The sequence below is a fragment of the Bacteroides caecimuris genome (assembly GCF_001688725.2).
Classification (GTDB): domain Bacteria; phylum Bacteroidota; class Bacteroidia; order Bacteroidales; family Bacteroidaceae; genus Bacteroides; species Bacteroides caecimuris.
This window is the reverse complement of record NZ_CP015401.2, coordinates 2930753-2953988: the sequence shown is the minus strand read 5'-3', so window position 1 is coordinate 2953988 and position 23236 is coordinate 2930753. Positions and strand designations below refer to the sequence as shown.

Annotated in this window: 13 protein-coding genes; 5 read left to right on the top strand and 8 right to left on the bottom strand. The window is 45.5% G+C overall.

Features of this window, described 5'->3' with window-relative positions; translation table 11 throughout:
* Positions 1-459: 459 nt before the first annotated feature.
* On the bottom strand, positions 460-4011 hold the full coding sequence (gene nifJ / locus A4V03_RS12905) for a pyruvate:ferredoxin (flavodoxin) oxidoreductase (protein ID WP_065539178.1): 3552 nt from the start codon (positions 4009-4011) through the stop codon (positions 460-462).
* Positions 4012-4043: 32 nt separating this feature from the next.
* Positions 4044-5222, bottom strand: coding sequence for an ATP-binding protein (locus A4V03_RS12900; protein WP_065539177.1), 1179 nt, complete (start codon positions 5220-5222; stop codon positions 4044-4046).
* 162 nt (positions 5223-5384) lie between these two features.
* Between A4V03_RS12900 and A4V03_RS12895 the strand changes: the two genes are divergently transcribed.
* Entirely contained in the window at positions 5385-6587 is a 1203-nt protein-coding gene (locus tag A4V03_RS12895) for a hypothetical protein (protein WP_065539176.1), read from the top strand.
* Positions 6588-6597: 10 nt separating this feature from the next.
* On the opposite strand, the gene A4V03_RS12890 is transcribed toward A4V03_RS12895, so the two are convergent.
* Both A4V03_RS12890 and A4V03_RS12885 read right to left on the bottom strand, forming a co-directional pair.
* On the bottom strand, positions 6598-8154 hold the full coding sequence (locus tag A4V03_RS12890) for an ATP-binding protein (protein WP_065539175.1): 1557 nt from the start codon (positions 8152-8154) through the stop codon (positions 6598-6600).
* Between the two features lie 355 nt (positions 8155-8509).
* Positions 8510-9967 carry a glycoside hydrolase family 10 protein gene (locus A4V03_RS12885; RefSeq protein WP_065539174.1) on the bottom strand — a complete coding sequence of 486 codons (1458 nt, stop codon included), beginning with the start codon at positions 9965-9967 and terminating at the stop codon, positions 8510-8512.
* Between the two features lie 109 nt (positions 9968-10076).
* On the opposite strand from A4V03_RS12885, the gene A4V03_RS12880 reads away from it, so the two are divergent.
* The 3 genes from A4V03_RS12880 to A4V03_RS12870 are packed head-to-tail and all read left to right on the top strand — an operon-like array spanning position 10077 to position 12250.
* Complete coding sequence (locus A4V03_RS12880; protein ID WP_065539173.1) at positions 10077-11507, top strand: carbon starvation CstA family protein; 1431 nt, start codon at positions 10077-10079, stop codon at positions 11505-11507.
* A 22-nt stretch (positions 11508-11529) separates the two neighbouring features.
* On the top strand, positions 11530-11760 hold the full coding sequence (locus tag A4V03_RS12875; RefSeq protein ID WP_024986718.1) for a hypothetical protein: 231 nt from the start codon (positions 11530-11532) through the stop codon (positions 11758-11760).
* Between the two features lie 4 nt (positions 11761-11764).
* Positions 11765-12250 (top strand): outer membrane beta-barrel protein, encoded by a 486-nt coding sequence (locus A4V03_RS12870; RefSeq protein ID WP_065539172.1) that lies wholly within the window; start codon positions 11765-11767, stop codon positions 12248-12250.
* A gap of 841 nt (positions 12251-13091) precedes the next feature.
* Here the strand turns inward: A4V03_RS12870 and uvrA are convergent.
* Complete coding sequence (gene uvrA, locus A4V03_RS12865) at positions 13092-15863, bottom strand: excinuclease ABC subunit UvrA (protein WP_065539171.1); 2772 nt, start codon at positions 15861-15863, stop codon at positions 13092-13094.
* Between the two features lie 17 nt (positions 15864-15880).
* Here uvrA and A4V03_RS12860 point away from each other — a divergent pair, with 17 nt between their 5' ends.
* Positions 15881-17467, top strand: coding sequence for a glycoside hydrolase family 10 protein (locus A4V03_RS12860; protein WP_201442219.1), 1587 nt, complete (start codon positions 15881-15883; stop codon positions 17465-17467).
* Between the two features lie 176 nt (positions 17468-17643).
* Here the strand turns inward: A4V03_RS12860 and A4V03_RS12855 are convergent, their stop codons facing one another.
* The 3 genes from A4V03_RS12855 to purL all read right to left on the bottom strand — a co-directional run bounded on the left by A4V03_RS12855 (position 17644) and on the right by purL (position 22811).
* Positions 17644-18192, bottom strand: a complete 549-nt coding sequence (locus tag A4V03_RS12855) for a chromate transporter (protein WP_065539169.1) — start codon at positions 18190-18192, stop codon at positions 17644-17646.
* 182 nt (positions 18193-18374) lie between these two features.
* Positions 18375-18917 carry a chromate transporter gene (locus tag A4V03_RS12850; protein WP_065539168.1) on the bottom strand — a complete coding sequence of 181 codons (543 nt, stop codon included), beginning with the start codon at positions 18915-18917 and terminating at the stop codon, positions 18375-18377.
* 189 nt (positions 18918-19106) lie between these two features.
* Positions 19107-22811 (bottom strand): phosphoribosylformylglycinamidine synthase, encoded by a 3705-nt coding sequence (purL, locus tag A4V03_RS12845; protein WP_065539167.1) that lies wholly within the window; start codon positions 22809-22811, stop codon positions 19107-19109.
* Positions 22812-23236 lie beyond the last annotated feature (425 nt).

Below are 23236 nucleotides of genomic sequence, written 5' to 3'. Positions count from 1 at the left end.
GGTATTGTCACATTGATGCAAACCGTAGTCTTGGATTTCCATTTCGTCAGCAGCACTGTAGTTATACTCTTCTTTGTAGTTCTTATACTTGGTATAGCTGATATCCGAGCCCCAATTAAATGCAAACTTGAGTTTACCGAATAATGGCTTTTTGTGCAAATAGACAGCACGTCCACTGGTAAGGGCTACTCCAAAGTCACTTTTTAACTCATTTCCATATGCAGGCGTAAGTGTTTGCGTTGCATATCCTATGGCTGTGAATCTCTTTCGGCTCCATACGGAGTGGTCTTTTTCTGGGGCACAGTGTGATTAAACAGTGGTGCATTATAGCATCAAAGTTAAATGAAAGAGCCGTGATATTCAGTAGTTTGGTGGGTAAAAAAAACAAAAGTAGGAGGAAAACAATAACTTCGTTTTCCTCCTACTTGATTATTTATCTGTCAACAGTGTGGCAACCGATTATTCGGCAACACCCCAGTTTTCTTTAGCCAGACGTTTGTAGCTGTTGTAACGCCATTTAGCGTTCTCTTCAGCAGCTTTGAACAACTCTTCAGCTTCAGCAGGATATTGTTTCATTACAGAAGCGTAACGAACTTCACCCTTCAAGAAACCTTGGAAATCAGCCCAGTTCGGTTCTTTGCTATCCAACTGGAACGGATTCTTGCCTTCAGCTTCCAAAGCCGGGTTGTAACGCCACAAGTGCCAGTAACCGCATGCTACAGCCTTTTCTTCTTCTTCTTGGCTCTTACCCATACCAGCTTTCAGACCGTGGTTGATACACGGAGCGTAAGCGATAATCAAAGATGGTCCGGGATATGCTTCTGCTTCGCGGAGAGCTTTCAGCGTTTGAGCATGGTCAGCACCCATAGCAATCTGTGCAACATATACATAACCGTAAGTAGTAGCCATCAGACCGAGGTCTTTCTTACGTACGCGCTTACCGGCAGCAGCGAACTTGGCGATAGCACCTACCGGAGTAGCCTTAGAAGACTGACCACCTGTGTTAGAGTAAACCTCAGTATCCAGAACAAGGATATTAACGTCCTTACCGGAAGCGATTACATGGTCAAGGCCACCGTAACCGATATCGTAAGAAGCACCGTCACCACCGATAATCCACTGGCTGCGTTTAACAAGATATTGTTGCAGTTCAGCGATTTGTTTGCAGTGGTTACATTTATCCTTGTTAGCTTCAACAACCGGAATAATTTTAGCTGCCAATTCCTTAGTCTTTTCTGCATCCAGCATATTGTTCATCCATTCGGTGAACAATTCTTTCACTTCAGCAGGAGTACACTCGGCAGCAATAGCCTCGTTCATCACTTTCACGATACGGGCACGCATCTTCTCGTTAGCCAATTCCATACCCAAACCGAATTCACAGAAGTCCTCGAACAGTGAGTTAGCCCAAGCAGGACCATGACCGTTTTCGTTCTTAGTGTAAGGAGTAGAAGGAACAGAGCCGGAGTAGATAGAAGAACATCCGGTAGCGTTAGCAACCATTTCACGGTCACCGAACAACTGAGAAATCAGTTTCACGTACGGAGTTTCACCACAACCTGAGCAAGCACCTGAGAACTCGAACAATGGAGTCGCGAACTGTGAGTTCTTCACGTTAGCCTTGATGTCAACAAGATGTTGTTTAGTCTTCACGTTGTCTACGCAGTAAGTCCAGTTGGCAGCTTCAGCCAATTGGCTTTCGAGGTGTTTCATGGTCAATGCCTTGCCACCCTTCTTCGGATTACCCGGACAGATGTCGGCACAGTTACCGCAACCCAAGCAGTCAAGCACGTCTACTTGCATACGGAAAGTCATGCCGTCGAATGCTTTACCTACTGCTTTCAATTGTGTGAACTGAGCACCCTTCTGTTCTTCTGCATCAAGCACGAACGGACGGATAGCAGCGTGAGGACAAACGTACGCACACTTGTTACACTGGATACAGTTTTCCGGATTCCATTCGGGAACAAATGCTGCTACACCACGTTTTTCATATTTAGCAGTTCCTTGATGCCAAGTACCGTCTTCGATACCTTTGAATGCAGATACAGGCAGCAGGTCACCATCCTGTGCATTGATAGGACGAACTACTTCGTTGATGAATGCAGGATCGTTGTTTTCAGCTTTTGTGTCATCCGGCAGGTTAGCCCAAGCAGGATCAACAGCCAAAGTCTTGTATTCACCACCACGGTCAACGGCAGCATAGTTCTTGTTGACAACGTCTTCACCCTTCTTGCCGTAAGACTTAACGATGAATTTCTTCATCTGCTCAACAGCTTGTTCTACAGGAATAACGCCTGTGATACGGAAGAATGCAGATTGAAGGATCGTGTTGGTACGGTTGCCCAAACCGATTTCCTGTGCAATCTGAGTTGCGTTGATATAATATACGGAAATGTTGTTCTGTGCAAAATATTTCTTAACCTTGTTAGGCAGGTTCTTAGCCAGTTCTTCACCTTCCCAGATTGTGTTCAGCAAGAAAGAACCGTTCTTACGCAAACCGCGAGTTACATCGTACATGTGCAGGTAAGCCTGAACGTGACAAGCAACGAAATTCGGAGTATTTACCAAGTAAGTAGAACGGATCGGAGTATCACCGAAACGCAAGTGAGAACAAGTGAAACCACCTGACTTCTTAGAGTCGTAAGAGAAGTAAGCCTGGCAGTGTTTGTCAGTGTTGTCACCGATAATCTTTACAGAGTTCTTGTTAGCACCTACTGTACCGTCAGCACCTAAACCGTAGAATTTAGCTTCGAACATACCTTCGCCGCCTAAAGCGATTTCTTCTTTTTGAGGAAGAGAAGTGAAAGTAACGTCGTCTACGATACCGATAGTGAAGTGGTTCTTCGGCATTGGCATAGCCAAGTTTTCGAATACTGAAAGGATTTGAGCAGGAGTAGTATCTTTTGAACCCAAACCGTAGCGGCCGCCAACGATAACCGGAGCATTTTCTGCACCGTAGAAGCAGTCTTTAACGTCAAGGTAAAGAGGTTCGCCGTTAGCACCCGGTTCTTTAGTACGGTCAAGAACTGCGATAGTTTTAGCAGTCTTAGGTACAGCAGCCAGGAAGTGTTTAGCAGAGAACGGACGATACAGGTGTACGGCAACCATACCCACTTTTTCGCCGTTTGCTACCAGGTAGTCGATAGCTTCGCGGGCAGCTTCTGTTACAGAACCCATAGCGATAATTACGCGTTCTGCATCTTCTGCACCATAGTAATCGAACAAACCGTATTTACGACCTGTGATTTTAGAAATTTCATTCATGTATTCTTCTACGATAGCAGGAACTGCTTCATAGTAGTTGTTGCATGATTCACGATGTTGGAAGAAATGGTCAGGATTTTCAGCCATACCACGAGCTACCGGTTTCATCGGGTTCAGTGCGCGGGCACGGAATTCAGCCAAAGCTTCCTGGTCGATTAGCGGAGCAAGATCATCATTTTCCAACATTTCGATCTTCTGGATTTCGTGAGATGTGCGGAAACCATCGAAGAAGTTCATGAACGGAACGCGAGATTTGATGGTAGCCAAGTGGGCAACACCAGCCAAATCCATAACTTCCTGTACAGAGCCTTCAGCCAACATCGCAAAGCCAGTCTGACGAGCTGACATTACGTCTTGGTGGTCACCGAAGATACACAATGCGTGAGAAGCCAATGTACGAGCAGATACATGGAATACGCAAGGCAAGAACTCACCGGCAATTTTGTACATATTAGGGATCATCAGGAGAAGACCCTGGGAAGCAGTGTAAGTAGTAGTCAACGCACCCGCCTGAAGAGAACCGTGAACTGCACCGGCAGCACCACCTTCAGATTGCATCTCCTGTACCAATACTGTTTCGCCGAAGATGTTCTTACGTCCTGCGGCAGACCATTCGTCTACGTACTCAGCCATAGTCGAAGAAGGAGTGATGGGGTAGATAGCTGCTACTTCAGAGAACATATACGAGATATGTGCTGCAGCCTGGTTACCATCACAAGTGATGAATTTCTTCTGTTTAGTCATAACTAAATTAAATATTTAAGTAAATAAATCTTTTAATATAAAAAGCCGAACATCCAGAGGGGTATCTGGTTGCCCCGACCTATTTCAGCCTTATGCAACGCGTACGTTACATTCGGATTGTTCTTGATTTTTGCGCCTTCCTGGCAAATTTTGAACGGCATTACTTCGTCTACCATAAAAGAGACGTTTTTATCCCCTTTATGTATCTTATGGTCTTTCCATAAAGAATTTGCAAAGAATGTGTCGAGCACATCCAGCTCTTCCACTTTCACCGGATAGATGGAATACATCAGGTTGGAGTTGTGCATCATTATTTTCGAAGGTTTTTTAGGGAATTCTTCCCCTTTCGGATAAACCAAATTAATGAGTCGCGCATCTGCCAGATACTTGATATAGTTCATCACCGTGGCGCGAGATGTCTGTATGTCGCTTGCCAGTTGGCTCACATTTGGAGCCTTCGGTCCGTCGACAGCGAGCAAATATAGCAATTTTTTTATCTTTGAAAGATATTTCAGTTCAATTTGTTTGATGAGCAGGATATCTACTTCCACCATCATGTTCATCGTCTTCAGCAGATTCTCCGAAAAGTTACGTTTTTCGAGGAAGAACGGATAGAATCCGTGGTGCAGGTAATCCTGAAAATAGTCAAGCGGACGAACTTTGGAGAGTACTCCTTTGGCAATCTGTTCGTGAGTGCTAAGAATTTCTTCGAGGCTGTATGCTCTGAATTTCATACCTGTCTGCAAGTTCAGAAATTCGCGGAAAGAGAATCCACGCAGGTTATAGCTCTTTGCAATATCACGCAGTTCGAGATTTTCTTCTTTCAGTCGCATCACGGACGAGCCGGTGAAGACAATTTTCAGATTAGGAAAACGGTCGTAACACATGCGTAACTCTTTGCTCCATTCCGGATGTTTGAACACCTGGTCGATCAACAATACTTTTCCGCCACGTTTTTGAAATTCGTTGGCGAACTCTATAATGCTGTGACCCGAGAAATAGAAGTTGTTCATGTTGATGAACAGACAGGAACGGTCGTTCCCGAATTTCTCTTTGGCATATTGGAGAAGGAAAGTGGTTTTTCCTACGCCACGTGTCCCTTTGATACCAATCAGGCGGTCGCTCCAGTCGATCTCGTCCATGAGATCGCGGCGAACGGGGGCATTGGTGTGCTCAACGAGGTAGGCGTGTGTGCGGTAGAATGATTCCATTTCAGTTCTTTGTTTTTCGAGTGGCAAATATACTGCTTTTTTTAGGATTTGCAAAGTAGAGATGGCAAAATTGTGTGTTTAATTCCAACTTTCTGTTTATTGTAGTCCTTCCTGGCTATTTCCTGTATATATTTGCAGAATAAAGTTTTGAATTCATTTGAAATGACAAAAAAGGCTCTTTATCTATTCAATCCGGAACATGATTTGGCGCTTGCCAGCGGTGAAACAAATTATATGGCTCCGGCTTCGGCAAGACGTATGGCTTCCGAATTGGCTTTGCTTCCGATGTGGTATGCGGAAGAGGGGAGTGCGGTATTGGCTCCTTCCGCCTATAATCTCGACTATGTGAAGAAGATACAGGAATTATTAGGACTTTCGGTTGATTTGATAACGGAGCCGGAACTTGCTATTGAACAGGATTTGGATATTCGTCCCTGGGGATGGGATGTGGCTTTACGGAAGCGGCTTTCTGTGTTGGGTGTGGATGAAGTCCTGCTGCCTTCTATGGGGCAATTAAACGATCTGCGGGAATACTCTCATCGTTCTAAAGCCGTCGCGTTACTTCCTGAATTACAACTGAATGAATATTTCTGCGGCGAATCTTATTATTTAAAGACCCCGGAGGAATGGAAGCGTTTTGTGGAAGGGCGGAAGGAATGTTTGTTGAAAGCTCCGCTTTCGGGAAGCGGTAAAGGTCTGAACTGGTGTAAAGGCATATTTACTTCTTTCATCTCCGGCTGGTGTACTCGTGTGGCTGCTTCGCAGGGTGGAGTCATTGCGGAGCCTATATATAATAAGGTAGAAGATTTTGCCATGGAGTTTTATTCCGATGGTGCAGGTGAATTGACGTTTGTGGGATATTCCCTCTTCCATACCGGAAAGAGTGGAATGTATGAAGGGAACTGTCTGCTTTCTAATGAGGCAATCCGGAAAAAACTTGCGCAATATATCCCTTCAGAGGCTCTGATGGATTTGGAGAACTGTTTGAAATACAGACTTTCTGCGTTGGTGGGAACCGTTTATAAAGGTTATCTTGGAGTTGATATGATGATTTGTCGGTTTCCGGAAAATGAAAAGCCGGTTTTTCGGATTCATCCCTGTGTGGAAATCAATCTGCGCATGAATATGGGAGTCATTGCGCGTTTTTTACATGACCGTTATGTACGTCCAGGTTCAACAGGACGTTTTGTGATTGATTATCATCCTTCAGAAGGTGAAGCTTTGCAGGAACATGAACGAATGTCCGCAACTTATCCGTTGGAAATCAGGGAAGGTAGAGTGTACGCCGGTTATTTACCTTTGGTTCCTGTTCATAGGAGAAGCTGTTATCGGGCGTGGGTATTGGTAGCTCCCGATAATATTTAACTTTATCTGTTCACACTAGCCAGCGATTGATATTGCGTTTTTCCGTACTGAACTCTACTCCAATTTTTATCACTTCACGTTCGTCTGCCTGATACGGTATCAAGTAGCCTTTATCGTCAATCTGCTTCAATGCCGCTTCTGCCGTGTCATGCAGTTTGAATTCGAAGACATAGATATATTTAGGTGTTTTCACTACGGCATCTGCACGACCGCGGGCGCTGCGCACTTCGGCATCAGTGAACTGTCCCATAAGTTTGAAGACAATATAGAAAACTACTTGGTAGTGGCGTTCTGTCTGCTCGTTCAGTTCGTAATTGAAATCGGCAAAGAAGGTTTGCAGGCGGGTGAGAAAGGCATCGTAGTCTCCACTCTCTAACTCATTGACGAACTTGCCGATGTAAAAGCCTTGATCGTTATTCTTCACTCCAGTGTAGAACGGTACTAGGAAATCCATGAAACCGTAACGCACCTCATCGTTCGGAAATTCCAACAGGTAGTTGCGAAAACGTTCATCATAAGCCTTTATCGTCAGATAGCCGCTTTGGTAAATCAGCGGAATCGGATTGTTGGAATCTACCCGATACTCGGAGAACATGGAAGACGGTGCTTCGATTCCGTCAAGCAGAGTACGCAGGTCATATTCGGTTTCTTGCAGCATCTCGACGAGGAAAGTCGGAGTACCGGTTTGGAACCAGTAATTGTCGAACACTTTTGATTTCAGGACATTCAGTATGCTGAACGGGTTGAAAATGCCTACCGAGTTGATGCAAAAATGATAGCCATCGTAAAGACGTGTCATTCGCTGCACCGCCTCATCATAAGAAATGGAATTATTGGCTGCAAGTATCTTTATTTCCGGTTGGAAGGTATCCACTAATTCTTGGAGAGTGATGCCGCAAAGGGTTCCGTAATCGGGCCATAAGGTGATGTCCTGCAACTGGTTGAGGTCACTGAATACACTTACTTGCGAGAATTTCGTCACTCCTGTGAGGAAGACGAAACGCAGGTAGCGGTCGGTGCTTTTCAATACTCCGTAAAAGGCTTTCAGGGTTTTACGGTATTCATCCAGCAAGGCGTCATTGCCTAAAGCTTGCAATAGAGGCTTGTCGTATTCGTCTACCAGGACTACAACGCTGCTACCGGTTTGTTCGTAGGCACGGCGGATGACGCCGGAGAAACGACCGGAAAGAGTGTTCTCGTCTATTCCTTTGCCATACTGAATCTCCCATAAGGTGAGTTGACGGCTGAGGATGTCATAAAGTCTTTCCGGAGAATCGTACTTTTCGGCATTCAAATCCAGATGTAGCACAGGATGCTTTTCCCATTTCGTTTCCAGCTTTTCAATGGCAAGCCCTTCGAAGAGTTCTTTCTTTCCTTCAAAGTAGGCTTCAAAGGTAGAGAGGAGAAGACTTTTACCGAAACGGCGTGGACGGCTCAGAAAGTATGGAGTAGATGTATAAGCTATTTTCCATACAAGCTCTGTCTTATCTACGTATAGATAATCACCCTTACGAAGTTTCTCAAAGGTCTGTATCCCGATAGGGAGTTTACGAAGCAGGTCATTCATTGTTAATCTCTTTTTAGTGGTTCAAAGATAATCATTATTTTCGTAATATTTCGTTTTCAATATCTCAAAGAACGGGCGTTATAATTTTGTTTAACTGGAAAAATATCATTTAGTTTATTCTGGCACAGAAATGAACCAAGTGATAATTTAAATTTGACTCATTCTTGTATGGTGCTAAATATTCACATACACCGGCATATCTTCCCACTGGATATTTATTCTCAATCTTCCTCTCTACTTTTTTCTTGTTTATCCGATTTCATCCGATGAATAAAGGGTTTGCGACTAAAGAGCAACAACATCACCTGTTGTATACGGTTAGTTTCAAAAATTGTTTCAAATAGGGTTTGTACTTCTAGTTTCCTTCTTGTATCGCTACGCTTTCATTTCCATAGCGGTCAATAGCCGTCACTGCGAAATGCTTTTTCGCATTCCAAGGTAGAATAGGGGCATAGATATAACTTGTCTCCCTGATATTCTGTGCAACGATATTTTCCGGTCGGTCGATGTCTACCGGATACTCATTAGAAGCGTAAATAACATACATGGGCTTGTTACGCTGATCGTTATCAGTAGCAGCCTGCCAGGTTAATTCCGTATATCCATGGTCGATATTAGTTATTTTCAGTTCGGACGGAGCTGTGGGCGGCACATTATCCAACCAAGGCATAGGAGGCTGTAAAGCCGGATATGCGTAGAAGTTTTCGGCCAGTTCATCATAAATGCCTTGGGTGTTTTCCATGAGATATTTCACACGGTAGTGCCCTTCACCAGCCATTTTATGATTGCGGATGAAGTTTATCTGGCGGTCTATCTCAGCGCGTGTCCATTTGCCTTCGTCGGGATGAAGGAAATAGATGCCGAGTCCCGGAATCACCTGTCGTCCGTTGCTCTGTTCCTGCCAGTCGAGGGCAAAAGGATAGAAACTGTTTCCCTGGAAATACATCATCGGATATATCTGGTCTATGATGCCTTCGCCGAGCCATCCTTGCGGGTCTTGATAAACGGTAAAGAAAGCATTCCACCCACGGGAAGAGTAACGCGAGGTGTCCCGGTATTTTCCTACCGGACTGGCACTTAGCTTCACCCACGGCTTCATCGCTTTTACACCCTTATATATATAGCGTACAATTTCTGAGATATTGTCCCGTCGCCATTGCTCTACTGTACGCCCTTTGCCATATCGGCGGAAGTCGTACTTGTCGGGAAAGAGAGGGGCATTCTCCGGATAACGCAAATAATCGAAATGCACTCCGTCTATATCATAACGGCTTACGACTTCCCGCACCAGTTTCATCAGATACTCTTTGGTTCCCGGATGTCCCGGATTGAGGAAATATTCATTCTTATACGGTACACAAATGTCTTTCATCCGTTTGGTGACGGAACGGTTGCCGAGAGAAGCAACGTGTTTCCTGTTTCCCAATGGGATAGTCACCATCCAGGCGTGGCACTCCATCCCCCGCTTATGACATTCTTCGATGGCAAAGGCGAGCGGGTCATATCCGGGATTTTCACCGGGTTTCCCAGTCAGGATAGCGTTGAAAGGTTCGATAGACGAGGGATATAACACGTCCCCGCGTGTACGTGTTTGAAACAGGACGGTATTGAAGTTGGCAGCTTTCAGCTTGTCGAGAATATCCACCAATTCTTCCTTTTGCTTGCAGATACTTTGAGGGCTTAAAGCACGTGTACGAGGCCAGTCAAGACCATACAGAGCAGTGAGCCAGGCGGCACGAACCTCGTGCTTGGGCTGTGCGGCTACGGAGAGGAAAGGAAACAAAAGTGAAAGAATGAAAATATATCGACGCATATTCTTTGTTTTTCGTTTTAAATCCCCGCAAAGTTAGTAAAAGTGTCGGTAATGTTGGGCTGTTTCGAGAGATTATGTTACATTTGCCAAGTTAAAAAAACGACACGCTATGATTACATTTACTCTATGTCTGCTGGCACTGATAGTAGGCTATTTTACGTACGGGCGCCTGATGGAACGCGTCTTTGGTCCGGATGACCGTAAGACGCCGGCTCTTACCAAGGCGGATGGAGTGGACTATATTCCATTGCCCACCTGGAAGATTTTCATGATTCAATTTCTCAATATTGCCGGATTAGGTCCTATTTTCGGAGCCATCATGGGAGCGAAATTCGGTAGCTCTTCATACTTGTGGATTGTGCTGGGAAGTATTTTTGCGGGGGCAATGCATGATTATTTTGCCGGAATGCTTTCTTTGCGTAATGGAGGCGAAAGCTTGCCGGAAATAATAGGCCGTTATTTAGGACTGACCGCCAAGCAGGTGATGAGAGGATTCACTGTCATTTTAATGATTCTGGTAGGGGCGGTTTTCGTTGCGGGACCTGCCGGATTGTTGGCAAAACTCACTCCGGAAAGTTTGGATGCTACGTTTTGGATTATCGTTGTATTTGCATATTATATGCTGGCTACTTTGTTGCCTGTTGATAAAATAATAGGTAAAATCTATCCATTGTTTGCGATTGCCTTGTTGTTTATGGCAGTAGGCATTCTGGTGATGCTCTACGTTAACCATCCCGCTTTGCCGGAGTTGTGGGACGGATTGCAAAATACGAACCCGGAAGCGAACGAACTTCCTATCTTCCCGATTATGTTTGTGAGCATTGCCTGTGGTGCCATATCCGGTTTTCATGCTACGCAGAGCCCATTGATGGCACGTTGCATGACCTCGGAACGTCACGGTCGCCCGGTGTTTTACGGTGCAATGATTACCGAGGGCATTGTTGCTCTTATTTGGGCTGCTGCCGCTACTTATTTTTTCCATGAGAACGGAATGGAAGAAAGCAATGCTTCTGTTATCGTTGATGCCATCACAAAAGAATGGTTGGGAGCAATCGGCGGAGTACTTGCTATTTTGGGAGTGATTGCCGCTCCGATTACTTCGGGAGATACCGCCTTCCGTTCGGCACGTCTGATTGTGGCGGATTTCTTGGGCATGGAGCAAAAAAGTATGCGCCGTCGTTTGTACATTTGTATTCCGATGTTTGTAGTAGCTATTGGTTTGCTTTTGTATAGTTTGCGTGATGCAAACGGATTTAATATGATATGGCGTTATTTTGCCTGGGCAAATCAGACATTGGCTGTGTTTACCTTGTGGGCTATAACGGTTTTTCTGGCGGTATCCAGAAAACCTTATATCATTACTTTGATACCGGCACTGTTTATGACATGTGTATGTTCAACTTATATATGCATTGCTCCCGAAGGATTGGGACTTTCGCATGCAGTCTCCTACGGCATCGGCATAGCGTGTGTGGTGATTGCGGCAGCTTGGTTCTATGTCTGGCTGGGCAAGCAGAAAACAAGAAAATTGTCAGAATGAAGAAAACAAGAAAATCAACAGAATGAAGAAAATAAGAAAATCAACAGGAGTGGCGCTTGCATTCCTTATTTATGTATCCGTAACGGCGGCTTATTTGTTGCCTCGTAATACGGAAGTCGGCCCGACAGAGAAAATAATTACGGTGGCAGTTTCTTATGTCATCGTCCTCCTTCTTTGGCTGGTGCTTCGGAAAAAGGAACAAATGCGCGAACGCCGCAAAAAAGACGAACAATCTATTCACTTAAAAAAGTAAGTTTATGAAGAAATTAGCTTTGGCTCTTTGCTTATTGGCAGTCTCTTTCACTGCACAGGCGCAATTTGAGAAAGGAATTACGATTATTAATCCTTCATTGTCGGGATTGGACTTTTCGTATAGTGAAAACGATAAAGCAAAATTTGGAGTTGGTGCACAAGTCGGCACATTCTTAGCTGAGGGTATTGCCTTGATGGTAAATGCCGGGGCCGACTGGTCGAAACCGATAGATGAGTATACATTGGGCACCGGAGTACGTTTCTACTTCAATAAAACAGGTGTTTATCTGGGTGGCGGACTCGACTGGAACCGTTTCCGCTGGAGTGGTGGAAAACATCAGACGGACTGGGGACTGGGGCTCGAAGCCGGATACGCTTACTTCCTTTCGCGTACGGTAACCATTGAACCTGCCGTTTATTATAAATGGCGTTTCAATGATGGAGATATGTCACGTTTCGGTGTGAAGGTTGGATTCGGTTTCTACTTATAGTAGTATGATCGATATTTGATATATGGGGGCTTGTGTTAAAACGCCCCTTTCTACGGAGTCACCCTCGTCGCAGATAATTGTAGCGAGGGTGACTTTTTGTTTATAAGAGTTTTGGCACAGCCTCTTTGTGCATAAAAAAGAAGGTGCGCATTTTGACACACCTTCTTTTGCACCATCCGTACCCAAGATTTTCCATTCGGCGGTTCACTCCGGGCGCTTAATCTTGGTTAACGGACTGATAAAAAAACAAAAAAACAAGCTCCCTCCGGAGCCTTCCCGAAGATTCTGATTTTTTGTCTTTTCCTCGCTTTTCCGCTGCTTTTTCGTCACTTCTCCGTATCCCCTTCGTATCTCCTTCGTTTCACCTTCGTTCCCTCTTCGTTCTAAAATTGAATAAATATTTACTTAATATCTGTGAAGGAACGAAAATGAATGCTTCATGAAGCGAGTGTAAAGCGGAATTTGACGCTTGATTGTTAAATGATGTAAACTGATGGGCGACTTGTTGCGTTTTTCAAAATGCGGACAAACTCCCTTCTATTGCGTTTGCATCCGTTAACAGAACGGGGCGCCTGTCGGAAAACTTTCTCCCGTCGGTGATTGTTGACTGCATTGAAGCATGATTACAGCGTGGTTGAGCCCATTTAACTGACGTTAGTTCGATATAAGTTCGTCCGCATGGCTTCCCCTCCTTCGGGAAGGAGGGGTGTCCGAAGGACGGGGTGGTAGGTATATTCGTTTGTTATGCAGTAATATATAGATTATTTACACTGTTAGCTTACATAACCTCATATATGGGGCGAGACAAGATATAAAGAACCTAAGAAAATAAAACGAATCGTTATCCCAGTTTTTCTCTCAGAAACTGCCCCGTATAGCTTGCTCCGCAGGCGGCAACTTCTTCCGGAGTACCCGCTGCTACGATGTTTCCACCCTTATCTCCGCCTTCCGGTCCGAGGTCGATTACATAATCGGCACATTTGATAACGTCCATGTTATGCTCGATGATAACGATGCTGTGTCCCCGGCGGATGAGTGCGTCGAAAGCATCCAGAAGTTTGCGGATGTCATGGAAATGCAATCCCGTAGTCGGCTCGTCAAAGATAAACATCGTTGGGTCGGCTTTCTCCTGACTTAAATAAAATGCGAGTTTGACACGCTGGTTTTCACCACCGGAAAGGGTAGAAGAAGCCTGTCCTAATTTAATGTATCCCAGTCCCACGTCCTGCAGAGGAAGCAGTTTCTTCACAATTTTCTTCTGTCCATGTTCGTTGAAGAACTCAATCGCTTGGTTCACGGTCATCTCCAATACATCGTAGATGCTTTTATCGTTGAATTTCACTTCCAGCGTGTCGGATTTGAAGCGTTTCCCGCGACAAGATTCACACTCCAATACCAAATCTGCCATAAATTGCATCTCTACAGTAATGGTTCCTTCTCCTTTACACTCTTCGCAACGGCCGCCTTCGCTATTGAAACTGAAGAATCCGGGAGTATATCCCATTTGCTTCGCCAAAGGTTGTTCAGACCATAGTTTGCGGATTTCATCGTAAGCCTTGATGTAAGTCACCGGATTTGAGCGCGATGATTTGCCAATCGGGTTCTGGTCTACAAATTCTACATTCCGAAGGTCGCGCAAACTTCCTCCGATTGAAGAGAATTCTCCCGGCCGGTCACTGCATTCGTCTAATTCACGTTTCAATGCCCGGAAGAAAATGTCTCTCACCAGTGTACTCTTTCCGGAACCGGAAACACCCGTAACGACTGTCATTACATTGAGCGGGAAGCGTACGTTTACTCCTTTCAGATTATTCTCACGTGCGCCTTTCAATTCGATATAGTTATTCCACGGCCGGCGATGCTCCGGAACGGGTATTTCATCTTCTCCCAAAAGATAACGTACCGTATAGCTGTTGCTTCCCTTCTTCAAATCCTTCATATCGCCTTGGTAGACAACCTCTCCGCCCAGACGTCCGGCATTAGGACCTATGTCGATAATGTAATCCGCGGCACGGATAATCTCTTCGTCGTGCTCTACCACCACTACCGTATTACCTAATTGTTGCAGTTGGCGCAACACATGAAGCAGGCGGTCTGTATCACGGCTATGCAGTCCGATACTTGGCTCGTCGAGAATATAAAGGCTGCCAACAAGACTACTTCCCAGCGAGGTTGCCAGATTGATACGCTGGCTTTCTCCGCCCGATAAGGAATTGCTGAGCCGGTTCAGCGTCAGATAGCCCAAACCTACATCAATCAGAAAGCGAATCCGGCTATTGATTTCAACCAGAATACGTCGGGACACATTGCTGTCGTGCTCGTCCAGCTCCAGATGGTCAAAGAACTGCTTTAATTCCGTAATAGGTAAATCTACCAGTTCGGAGATATTCTTACCGCCCACCCGTACATATCCGGCTTCCGGTTTCAGGCGGGTGCCGTGGCATTTCGGGCAAAGCGTCTTTCCACGGTAGCGTGCCAGCATCACCCGGTATTGTATCTTATATTGATTCTCTTCCAGCATCTTGAAGAAATCATTGATGCCGTGGAAATATGGGTTGCCTTCCCAAAGCAACCGGCGTTGAGCGTCTGTCAACTCATAATAAGGAGTGAAAATGGGGAAGTCGAATTTTTCCGCATTGTGAATCAATTCGTCTTTCCATTCACCCATCTTTTCGCCGCGCCAGCATACGATAGCTCCTTCATACACCGATAATGAACGATCCGGAACGACTAAGTGCTCGTCAATACCGACCACTTTACCGAATCCTTCGCACTCCGGACAAGCACCGATAGGCGAGTTGAACGAGAACATCTGGTCGTTCGGTTCTTCAAAGACGATGCCGTCCGCTTCGAATTTCGTGCTGAAAGTATGAAGTTTGGTGGTGCCATCCGATAGATAAAAACGCAGCATGCAGGTTCCGTCACCTTCGTACATGGCTGTTTCGGCAGAGTCGGTGAGCCGGCTGATGGCGTCCTTGCTGGTGGTTACCGCCATACGGTCGACCAACAGGTAGACTTCATCACCTGCCACGGGCGTGTATTCATCGATTCGTTTCATTTCACCGTTCACTTCGATACGGTTGAATCCTTGTTTCAGGTCTATTTCCAATTGCTGTTGCAAGGTGCGGCCTTCACGCAGGCGGATGGGGGTCAGCACCGTATATCTCGTACCTTCCGGATAGGAGAGCATGCAGTTGACGATGTCTTCCGTGGAGTGTTTCTTCACTTCCTGCCCGCTGATGGGACTATACGTTTTTCCCACCCGGGAGTACAGCAGGCGGAGATATTCGTAAATCTCGGTCGAGGTGCCCACCGTAGAACGCGGATTGCGGCTATTCACTTTCTGTTCGATGGCAATGGCGGGCGGAATCCCTTTGATAAAGTCACATTCCGGCTTGCTCATTCTCCCCAGAAACTGACGCGCATAGCTGCTCAAGCTTTCTACGTAGCGGCGTTGTCCCTCTGCATAAAGGGTATCAAAAGCAAGTGATGATTTGCCGGAACCCGACAATCCGGTGATTACAACAAGTTTGTTGCGTGGTATATCTACATCGATGTTTTTCAGGTTGTTTACTCGTGCACCTTTTATCGAAATATAGTTGTTTTCTGACATAAAATACTCCTTGTTTTATGGTAGTCGGCAAAGTTAGCGAATTTATCGGGAGTTTGTATTATCTTTGCGTCACATTATTACGATTTAAGAATATTATGAAGCTGAAAAACTATCTTTTACTTTTGGCTCTTCTTCTTGCGGTGGGAGTAAGGGCACAGGTGCCATCAGGCAATAAATATCCCAAACGTGAATTCCGTGGAGCATGGATACAGGCTGTCAATAGCCAGTTTCGTGGCATTCCCACAGAGCGACTGAAGCAAATATTGATTAGCCAGTTGAATTCTCTTCAAGGAGCCGGCATTAATGCGATTATCTTTCAAGTACGTCCCGAAGCGGATGCATTATACGCTTCCCAATATGAACCGTGGAGCCGCTTCCTGACCGGTACGCAAGGACAGACGCCTTCTCCTATGTGGGACCCGATGCAGTTTATGATTGAAGAGTGTAAGAAACGGAATATGGAATTTCATGCCTGGATCAATCCTTACCGTGTGAAGACTTCATTAAAAAATGAATTGGCTCCGGAACATATTTACCACCAGCATCCGGAATGGTTCATTACTTATGGCGATCAGCTATACTTCGACCCGGCACTTCCCGAAAGCCGGGAATACATCTGTAAGATCGTGACCGATATCGTGTCCCGCTATGATGTGGACGCTATCCACATGGATGATTATTTCTATCCTTATCCGGTGAAAGGACTGGACTTCCCGGATGATGCGAGCTTTGCCCGTTATGGTGGAGGTTTTACAAGTAAGGCAGACTGGCGTCGTAGTAATGTCAATGTGTTGATAAAGAAACTTCACGAGACTATCCGTGGCATCAAGCCATGGGTGAAGTTCGGTATCAGTCCGTTTGGTATCTATCGTAATCAGAAGAGCGACCCGTTGGGAAGTAATACGAATGGTTTGCAGAATTACGATGACTTGTATGCCGATGTCCTGCATTGGGCACGTGAGGGATGGATTGATTATAATATTCCGCAGATTTACTGGCAAATCGGCCATAAGGCTGCCGACTATGAGACATTGGTGAAATGGTGGGCTACCCATTCGGAAAACCGTCCGTTGTTTATCGGTCAGTCTGTGCCGAACACTATCCAGCATGCCGACCCGCAGAATCCTTCCATCAACCAGCTTCCACGAAAGATGGCTTTGCAGCGTGCTTATCAAACAATCGGAGGCAGTTGCCAATGGTATGCGGCAGCGGTTGTCGAAAATCAGGGAAGATACCGCGATGCTTTAGTGAGTGAATATCATAAGTATCCTGCATTGATTCCTGTCTTTGACTTTATGGATAACAAGGCTCCGGGCAAAGTGCGCAAGATGAAAAAGGTATGGACAGAAGACGGCTATATCCTTTTCTGGACTGCTCCGAAAGCAGAAACAGAAATGGATAAGGCAGTTCAATATGTAGTCTATCGCTTTAGCGGAAAAGAAAAAGTGAACCTTGACGATCCTTCACATATTGTAGCTATCACCCGCAATCCGTTCTACAAACTCCCATACGAAACAGGAAAAACAAAATACCGTTATGTAGTGACTGCTTTGGACCGTCTTCATAATGAATCGAAATCCGTAAGTAAGAAGTTGAAACTGTAAAGGTATAGAATAAACAACGGTAAAACGGTGGACACTCTGCAGAATGATAACGCAGTTTGTTCACCGTTTTTTTTGTTTACTGTTTTGGGTATATCGTTTTTTTGTTCACCGTTTTTTTGTTTACTGTTTTTCTGTTCACCGTTTTTTTTTGTTTGTCGTTATTCAGTCGCTTGCTATTAATAAAGCAGCAACCCTGCAATGCCGCAGGCGATAATCATCAGAATCGGATTGGCTTTATATTTTCTTGTTCCGATGAAAGCAATCAGGAATATAATGACGCTGATAACGAATGAATAGGTATCTTCAATAGGCGAACCGAAGTTTTCTACATTCATTAATACCAACGCAGCAGAGGCGAGTAATCCGACTACTGCCGGGCGTAATCCACCGAAAATAGATTCCACTACGGGGTGTTTCTGGTATTTCAGGAAGAATTTGCTGATAGTCAGCATCAAGATAAAAGAGGGGAGAACTACAGCGAAAGTCGCAATGATGGAACCCCATACGCTACCTGTCGAAGTAAACCCTACATAAGTAGCTGCATTAATACCAATAGGTCCTGGTGTCATCTGGCTGATTGCGACAATATCCGTGAACTCCTGCGGACTTACCCATCCATAGCGGGTCACCACTTCACCTTGAATCATGGAAAGCATGGCATAACCGCCGCCGAAGCCAAAGAGCCCGATCTTGAAAAATGTATAGAATAACTGTATGTAAATCATATGATTAATAGTTTATTATATAATAATTTTAGGCACGGATCACGTGGATTGCACGGATCACGTGGATTGCATGGATTACGTGGATTACACGGATTTCATGGCTTTCATGGCTGTTTAGAATTAGGAATCTGTAAAACAACAACGTTAATCCGTGTAATCTATGCCGCTTCAACTCTCCGCTCTCAACTCTCAACTTTTTTAACCTTTCCCCAAAGAAAACCGCCTACACCCGCAGCGATGATAATCCAAATAGGAGAGAAGCCCAACAACCAGATTAATAATGCTGAAACAACCGGAATCCACAGATTGTAGCGGTTGATTTTGGCAGATCGCCCCATGGTAAAGGTCGGTGCGGCAATGAGTGCTACCACTGCCGGTCGGATTCCTCTGAAGATGCGTTCCACTATCGGATTGTCTTTGAAACTATGAAAGAACAGGGCAATAGCCAATATGATAAGGAAAGAGGGCAAGATTGTTCCCAATGCCGTGACAATACTTCCCCGGATGCCGCGCAGCTTATATCCTATAAAGATAGAAATATTGACTGCCAAAATTCCCGGAGCGGATTGGGAGATAGCCAGCAGATCGATAAAATCGTCCTGCGCAATCCACTTCCGTTTGGTGACAATTTCATTTTCAATCAGTGGCACCATTGCATACCCTCCTCCAATGGTGAAAGCGCCAATTTTAAAAAAGATTCCAAATGCTTCGAGATAAATGTTCATTCTTTCTTTTCTCCTCCTTCCTGACTAACTGTTTTTTCTCTTTGCCATATTGACTGGGATTTACATTACATCTACTGTGAGAGCCGGGTTGTCAATGTTATCTGTCATGTTAATGGTAGAACGAAATGTTGGGTAAAATAAGAGGCCGGCACTTTAAAATGTACCAGCCTCTGTAAATATAGGAATGATTTATTTCATTTTAGCTTCCACCCATTTGCGAGCGTTGACAAACGCTTCTATCCATGGAGTAACCTGATCGCTGTTCTTGCGGTCTGTCGGATAACAACCGTTTTGCCATGGGAAGATGGCACGTTCCAAGTGAGGCATCATCGCCAAATGACGCCCGTCTGCACTGGCAAGTCCTGCAATGGAGTAGTCTGAGCCGTTCGGGTTGCCCGGGTACTCATCGTAGCTGTATTTCGCCACTACATTGTATTTGTCTTCATCGTACGGCAGTGAGAATTTACCTTCTCCGTGTGCTACCCAGATACCCAGTTTGCTTCCGCTTAGTGAACCAAACATCACACTGCGGTTTGTCGGGATAGTCAGGCCGACGAAAGTAGACTCGAATTTATGGGAGTCATTGTGTAGCATCTTGCCTTTTTTCTTATGTTCCGGATTGATAAGACCAAGTTCCATCATCAACTGGCAACCGTTGCAAATACCCAGTGAGAGCGTATCTTCACGAGCGTAGAACTTGTCGAGTGCCTCTTTCGCTTTCGGGTTGAACAGGAATCCGCCTGCCCATCCTTTGGCAGAACCCAATACGTCGGAGTTGGAGAAACCACCGCAGTAAACAATCATGTTTACGTCTTCCAGTGTCTCGCGCCCGCTGATAAGGTCGGTCATCGTAACGTCTTTTACGTCAAAGCCTGCCAGATAGAGTGAGTATGCCATTTCGCGCTCGCCGTTCGTTCCCTTTTCGCGGATGATAGCCGCACGGATACCACTTGGAGTGCGACGGTCTGGAGTGATACCGTATTGAGAAAGCTTACCTTTGAATTCCGGCATGAAAGCGAATTCTACGGGTTGCATCTTGTAGTTTTCAAAACGTTTCTTGGCGCAGCCGTTCATAGACTGTTTGCGGTCGAGCAGGTAAGAAGAAGAATACCATACATCACGCATATAATCAATGCCGAATTGGTAAGTTGCACCGTCTTTAGATACCAAAATGTGGCGTTCGTCAGTCGGTTTACCCAGCTTTATGTAGCCTACGCCGGCGTCTTCCAAAATCTTCTTCACTTCATCCTTGTGCTTGTCGCTGATCTGGATAACGATACCCGGGTTTTCTGCAAACAGAATCTTGACGATGTCCTCTTCCTTCATCTTGTCGAGGCTGATTTCCAAACCGCCTTCTACATTAGAGAAGCACATTTCGAGCAATGTAGTGATCAGACCACCGGCAGATATATCGTGTCCTGCAAGAATCAATCCTTTGTTTACAAGTTCCTGTACGGCAAGGAAAGCGTCACGGAAATATTCGGCGTCCTGTACGCAAGGTACTTCGTCACCCACTTTACCCAAAGATTGTGCGAAAGCCGAACCACCTAGTTTCAGTTCGTCGAAGCTGAAGTCAATATGATAAAGCGTAGTCTTTTCATTGTTAACCAATACCGGAGATACCACTTTCTTCACGTCGGAAACTTCACCGCCGGCAGAAACAATCACAGTTCCCGGAGAAATCACTTTTTCACCGTTCGGATACTTCTGCGTCATAGACAGAGAGTCTTTTCCGGTAGGAACATTGATTTGCAATGCGCAACAGAAGTCGCTCAATGCTTTAACGGCTGTGTAAAGGCGGGCATCTTCACCTTCTTGAGAGCGGCAAGGCCACATCCAGTTGGCAGACAGAGAAATGCTGTCCATGCCTTCCGCCATCGGAGCCCAAACAAGATTGGTCAGCGCTTCGGATACGGCGAGGATGGAACCGGCAGCCGGATCAGCCAATGCTGCTTGTGGAGCATGTCCGATAGAAGTAGCGATTCCTTTTTCTCCACGGTAGTCGAGCGCTACGACACCGCAGTCGCTCAACGGCAACTGAAGTTCGCCCTGGCATTGCTGGCGTGCTACTTTACCTGTCACGGAGCGGTCTACCTTATTTGTCAACCAATCCTTGCAGGCAACAGCTTCGAGCTGCAACACATTCGTCAGATATTCATGGAGTTTCGACAATTCGTATTTCGGCATTTCGTAATGACGTTCTATGGTTTTGTCTACCATATATGTCTTGGGAGAAGAACCGAACATCTGTTCTACGGCAAGATCAAACGGACGTACCCCGTCAGCCTGTTGGAAGGCGAAACGATGATCGCCGGTTGTTTCGCCAACTACATACATTGGAGCGCGTTCGCGTTCGGCAATCTTACGTACATGCTCGATGGCTTCTTCTTTAATCAATAGCCCCATACGTTCCTGACTCTCGTTGGCGATGATTTCTTTTGCCGACAAGGTCTTGTCGCCGATAGGCAACTTGCTCATATCGATTAAACCGCCACATTCTTCCACTAACTCGGACAGACAGTTGACGTGTCCGGCAGAGCCGTGGTCGTGGATAGAAACAACGGGGTTCACCTCTTCTTCGCAAAGAGCACGTACTACGTTGTTGGCACGTTTCTGCATTTCAGCATTAGCACGTTGAACTGCGTTCAGTTCGATACCGCTGCTGTAACGACCGGTATCTACAGAGGATACGGAACCACCACCTAGTCCGATACGGTAGTTGTCACCACCGATTACTACCACTTTGTTTCCTGCTTCCGGTGCACCTTTCAGGCAGTCGCGTTGTGTGCCGTAACCTACACCGCCGGCAAGCATGATTACTTTATCGTAACCATAAACTTCTTTGTTTTCCGTGTGTTCGAAAGTCAGTACCGAACCGCAGATCAGCGGCTGACCGAACTTATTACCGAAGTCGGAAGCACCGTTGGATGCTTTGATAAGTATCTGCTCGGGAGTCTGGTACAACCATTTGCGTACCGGAAGTATTTCTTCCCACTCGCGTCCTTCATCCGTGCGGGGGTAAGAAGTCATGTAGACAGCAGTACCTGCAATAGGCCATGAACCTTTACCACCGCCCATACGGTCGCGGATTTCACCGCCTGTACCGGTAGAAGCACCGTTGAACGGTTCTACCGTAGTAGGGAAATTATGTGTTTCTGCTTTCAGTGAGATAACGCTCTTGATGTCTTTCACCTGGAAGTAATCGGGCTTGGAGTGGTCTGCCGGAGCAAACTGTTCCACCACCGGACCTTCGGCGAAGGCTACATTATCTTTATAAGCAGAGATGATTTTATTCGGATTTTCCTGTGTCGTCTTTTTAATCATCTGGAACAGGGAAGACTCCTGTTCTACACCGTCGATGATGAATGTTCCGCCGAAGATTTTGTGGCGGCAGTGTTCGGAGTTGATTTGTGCGAAACCGAAAACTTCGGAGTCAGTCAGTTTACGACCGAGGTCATTTTCCACTTTCTTCAGATAGTCCATTTCTTCTTTAGAAAGTGCCAGACCTTCTTTTTCGTTGTACGCTTCGAGATCTTCGATGTAGATAATCGGATCCGGCTGGCGGTTGGTCGTGAATATGTTTTGGTCGAGTCCTTTGTACATGCGTTGGAGCATCGGGTCGTAGTCAGCGTTTTCATCCTTAACAGGGAAGTACTCCTCGATGCGGCTGATGCCTTCGAGCCCCATGTTTTGGGTGATTTCTACTGCGTTTGTACTCCAAGGAGTGATCATCTCGCGGCGTGGACCAACGAAACAGCCTTTCAGGTTTTCTTCACTTTCCATCACGGCTTCGCCAAAAAGCCAGCAGAGTTTATTACTTTCGTCAGTGGTGAGCTGATGGTTGCTCTCTACGGCAATCACGCTCTTGGAAGGGGTTCTGAAAAAAAGAATCATGTTGTATATTTACGATTTTACGATTTACGATTTTACGATTGAAGTTCCTACAGGAGAAACTCTTCTCTTTTTCTGTGGTGCAAAGATAAGTAATTTCATTGGTGGTGAGAAATAAAACAGAAATAAATCTTTTTTCCGTCTTCCCTTTTTATGGATTGATTTATTTCCGTACGATAAATGCACGATTAGTTTCTATCCTTCTCTTGCTTTTTACCAATTTAATCTCGTATCTTTATTGTTTCCCGTTTCCCTGACAAGTGGGCACCTTGGATAATGATAAATATCACCTTATAATCGGACAAATATTACCTTGTAAGATGACTATTATCACGTTATAAGGTGACTACTTCCTGACTGCATGGAAAATCTTACTCCTGCGCACTGAAAGTCCTTATTCATAGCACTGGAAAATCTTAAATATAGTA